This window comes from Halobacillus sp. BBL2006 (assembly GCF_000786645.1).
GTDB lineage: Bacteria > Bacillota > Bacilli > Bacillales > Halobacillaceae > Halobacillus.
This window is the reverse complement of the sequence record NZ_JRNX01000712.1, coordinates 1-1,530: the sequence shown is the minus strand read 5'-3', so window position 1 is coordinate 1,530 and position 1,530 is coordinate 1. Positions and strand designations below refer to the sequence as shown.

Below are 1,530 nucleotides of genomic sequence, written 5' to 3'. Positions count from 1 at the left end.
AAAGCCACAGAACCGGGTTTTCCAGGGGGCGACGCAAGATGAGTTGGTAGATAAACTGGAGGAACAGTGTAAGGTGATTCATACATCCTTTGAGAGAGTTAAGCTTGAGAACCTCGGGGATACATTACGTAGGGTGCTTGAAGGATATGGGGCGTCTAAAGTGGTAAGTGCAGGAGGACCAAGGATCGAAGCTGTCGGTTTAGACAACTTTTACAACAAGCTTCGAATGGAAGATTACGATGTTCAAGTATGGGATGAAGCAAAGGGGCGCGAGAACGTTGAATTTGCTGAACAGGCGAGTTCGGGAATTGTATTCAGTGATATTACCCTGGCAGAGTCAGGAACGGTGACCCTTTTTAACGACCGTTACAACGGAAGGTCGATCAGTCTTTTACCTGAAACATTTATTGCCATCATTCCTAAAAGTACGATGGTTCCGAGAATGACCCAGGCAAGCCGTCTGATTCATGAGGAAGAGGAGAAGGGTAACCCAGTCTCTTCCTGTGTCAGTTTCATCACCGGTCCAAGTAACAGTGCTGACATAGAAATGAATTTGATCGTCGGAGTTCACGGTCCGGTGAAGGCCACGTATATCGTTGTGGATGATCTGTAATGAAGAAGGTTCCCCTCAAACGGCTGGAATAAGGCTAAGAATCTGACGTGACAATTTTGTGGCGAAGGAAGGAAAAGGTCTGCTTTTGTCGAATTGATGTAAGTGTCCAACTAGATTTTATTAGAAATGCCTATATGAGGAGGGGCTATACATGTTTAAGAAGATCGCAAGTGACGCATTAGGATTGAGCGATATCGGCCGGATCATCAGTAAAGAGGATTTCGATAAAACTCAGTCAGATGATTTTGTTTTAACAGAGGATGGAGAAAAGATCCACTTTTTGATCAAATCGAAATCCGACGAGTATTGCTTTACGAACAGAGCTCTCATCCATCTTGATGGTGAAAAAGCATCGAGCAGTAAGCGTAACATTTACCGTTATGATTATTATCAAAACCATATTAAGGATGTCTCCATTGAAACCGCGGGTACCATTGATTTGGACCTTGAAATCAAATTTACGATGGGGAGCCGAGTTTTCAGTATCGACATTGCTAAAGATGAGGGAGAAGCGATTGCTGACTTGTATAAGTCTTTAGTAGCTATTTCTCAAATACAGGAAGAAAACCGACTGCATAATGAGTTTTCTAAGGATAGCATTGGAACAGCGTCGGCTCTTATTCAGGATAATCGTTTTCACGACAATGACATTTCTAAGGAGTTCGAAGAAGTAGCGAACTTCACGTACAATTGGTTCGAACAGAAGCATCGCGAAAACACTCAAAAAGACTTCAAGGAAATCTTCGAAAAATATATTCATAACTAATCAATTATGTAAAGGAGCGTCCAATTTTGAATGGACGCTTTTTCTTATACCATTAAAGCTCCCGATTGTTGAAGACTCAGTTTCAAGATAATGGCTGTTTCCGTTGCCTTGGATAGAGAAAGGAGTGCCGGGAAATCACTCGCTTTCCGTG

2 protein-coding genes are annotated in these 1,530 nt (G+C 42.5%); both read left to right on the top strand.

Features of this window, described 5'->3' with window-relative positions; all coding sequences use genetic code 11:
- A partial coding sequence (locus tag LD39_RS18690; protein WP_035551620.1) for a lactate utilization protein C occupies nt 1-613 on the top strand: 613 nt, incomplete at its 5' end.
- A gap of 151 nt (nt 614-764) precedes the next feature.
- A complete protein-coding gene (locus LD39_RS18685) occupies nt 765-1,379 on the top strand; it encodes a PH domain-containing protein (protein ID WP_035551617.1) in 615 nt (204 codons plus the stop codon).
- The last annotated feature ends 151 nt before the right edge of the window (nt 1,380-1,530 follow it).